The sequence below is a fragment of the Microcystis sp. M_QC_C_20170808_M3Col genome (genome assembly GCF_007095505.1).
Classification (GTDB): domain Bacteria; phylum Cyanobacteriota; class Cyanobacteriia; order Cyanobacteriales; family Microcystaceae; genus Microcystis.
On record NZ_SFBY01000131.1, the window covers coordinates 1 to 2,854 of the forward strand.

The 2,854-nt window shown below is 47.0% G+C and carries 1 protein-coding gene; it reads left to right on the forward strand.

The window, feature by feature from the left end:
- Window positions 1-384 precede the first annotated feature (384 nt).
- Window positions 385-2,238, forward strand: a complete 1,854-nt coding sequence (gene ftsH3 / locus EWV84_RS06225; protein ID WP_287077197.1) for an ATP-dependent zinc metalloprotease FtsH3 — start codon at window positions 385-387, stop codon at window positions 2,236-2,238.
- Window positions 2,239-2,854: the final 616 nt, after the last annotated feature.

A 2,854-nucleotide genomic window follows, 5' to 3' on the forward strand; every position in this document is an offset into this window, starting at 1 on the left:
CCCAACCCCCACCCCCCAACCCCCAACCCCCAACCCCCAACCCCCAACCCCCACCGAAAAACTTTTTCAGCAGACCCTAGGTAATTGACCCCCTCAAAATCGGTAAAACCCCACCACACCCCACACCCCACACCCCACACCCTAACCCCACCAACAAACTTTTTGCCGCAAACCCTAAATAGAGCATTTAATTGATTAATGCTCATTCTTAATTCTCCTGACGACCGACTACTGGCTCCTTGCTCCTCACCTAACGGAAGATTTTTGATTTTTGCAAGAGGTCTATTAAAAAAACTGTCCACTGTTCCTGAGAAACGTTAACATAAATTAACAACCCCTTAACAACCGATAAGATCATCCTCAATTTATCAGGAGTTCGACAGCGTGAACAAAAACGGTAATAACAAAAAATGGCGCAATGCGGGACTATATGCCCTATTGTTAATCGTAGTCCTTGCCTTGGCCTCAGCTTTCTTCGATCGCCAGCCGGCAGTCCAACAGACTTGGAAGTATAGTGAATTTTTACAGGAAGTGCGGGAAGGTAAAGTGGAAACCGTACGCTTAAGTGCCGACCGGCAGCGAGCGATCGTACCCACCCAAGATGGCACAAATGTATTAGTTAACCTGCCCAACGATCCGCAATTAATCAACATCTTGGCAGAAAATAACGTTGATATTTCCGTACTGCCCCAAAGAGAAGAAGGAGTATGGGTAAGAGCCTTCAGTAGCCTCTTTTTCCCCATTTTGCTTCTTGTTGGTCTATTTTTCTTGCTCCGTCGCGCCCAAAGTGGTCCCGGTTCCCAAGCGATGAACTTCGGCAAATCGAAAGCAAGAGTACAGATGGAACCCCAAACCCAGGTTACTTTCGGTGATGTGGCCGGGATTGAAGGGGCAAAATTAGAATTAAACGAAGTGGTGGACTTCCTGAAAAATGCCGATCGCTTCACGGCAATTGGGGCAAAAATCCCCAAAGGAGTCCTTTTAGTCGGTCCTCCGGGGACAGGTAAAACCCTGCTCGCTCGCGCAGTAGCTGGCGAAGCAGGAGTCCCGTTTTTTAGCATTTCCGGTTCGGAATTCGTGGAAATGTTCGTCGGGGTGGGTGCTTCTCGCGTCCGCGACCTATTTGAACAAGCGAAAGCGAATGCACCTTGTATAGTTTTTATCGATGAGATTGATGCTGTCGGTCGTCAACGGGGCGCCGGTTTAGGGGGGGGTAACGATGAACGGGAACAAACCCTCAACCAATTATTAACGGAAATGGACGGTTTTGAAGGTAATACAGGTATTATCATTATCGCCGCCACTAACCGCCCTGATGTGCTGGATTCCGCTTTATTACGTCCGGGTCGTTTTGATCGCCAAGTGGTGGTAGATCGTCCCGATTACGCTGGCCGTAAGGAAATCCTTAATGTCCACTCCAGAGGCAAAACTTTGGCTCAAGACGTGGATCTCGATAAAATCGCCCGTCGTACCCCCGGTTTTACCGGTGCCGATCTAGCTAATTTGCTCAACGAAGCCGCAATTTTAGCGGCACGTCGCAATTTAACCGAGATTTCTATGGATGAGGTCAACGATGCGATCGATCGTGTCCTGGCAGGTCCTGAGAAGAAAAATCGCGTCATGAGTGAAAAACGCAAAACTTTAGTTGCTTACCATGAAGCTGGTCACGCTTTGGTGGGTGCTTTAATGCCGGATTACGATCCCGTCCAGAAAATTAGTATTATTCCTCGCGGTCGCGCCGGGGGTTTAACTTGGTTCACTCCTAGCGAAGATCGCATGGAATCCGGGTTATATTCTCGCGCTTATCTGCAAAATCAGATGGCTGTAGCTTTGGGGGGTCGTTTAGCTGAAGAAATTATCTTCGGTGAGGAAGAAGTGACTACGGGTGCTTCTAATGACCTGCAACAGGTGGCACGAGTAGCGCGGCAAATGGTAACTCGTTTCGGAATGAGCGATCGCCTGGGACCGGTGGCCTTAGGTCGTCAAAATGGTAATGTTTTCCTAGGTCGTGATATCGCTTCCGATCGAGATTTTTCCGATGAAACTGCGGCAGCTATTGACGAGGAAGTGCGTAACTTAGTGGAACAGGCCTATCGTCGCGCTAAAGAGGTTTTAGTCAATAACCGCACCATCTTGGACCAGTTAGCGCAAATGTTAGTGGAAAAAGAAACCGTGGACGCGGAGGAGTTACAAAATATCCTCGCTCATAACGATGTGAAAATGGCGGCTTTAGCTTAAGTTTTGTAACATTTTCTTGACAAACAGCATCCCGATGGGTGCTGTTTTTTTGTTCAACGAAAATTAATGACAAACTTAATAGCTGTTAATCGGGTGCATCTCAATTTTTGTCAATCTACTAATTTGGGATTTTTAAGCGGAAACTTTCTCCTAAAATTGGGCATTACTTTCGGTTTTATCACTCAATCCAAGCTTTTGGGGGGTTCTACCCCCCAAAACCCAGAGCGTATTAGTTTTTCGGTGGGATGCTTACAGATAGCTGCTGATATATCTGTAATAATTTAAGAGTTACTGATAATTGCTGATTGTCGATATTTCTGCAAATGTGGGATGCACCCCTGTTAATCAGCTTAAAAATACCCTGTTTAAATGCGTCTTAGCTTAACAGTCCTGTCTTTTCACCGTTCACTGATTACTGATTACTGTCATGTAGCATCGTTGACATCCTCGCCGCCCTAAAAGTGCGGCGATTCCTAAACCTCACGATTTAAGTTTCGGCTTCAACCACCGTTGCATACCACGGTTAAAAAACCATGTACTGTCTTACACAAAGTCCACAGACTTTCGCGACCTTTCAGAAGCCCGATTCCGTGTCTCCCACGGTACGGTTCTGACT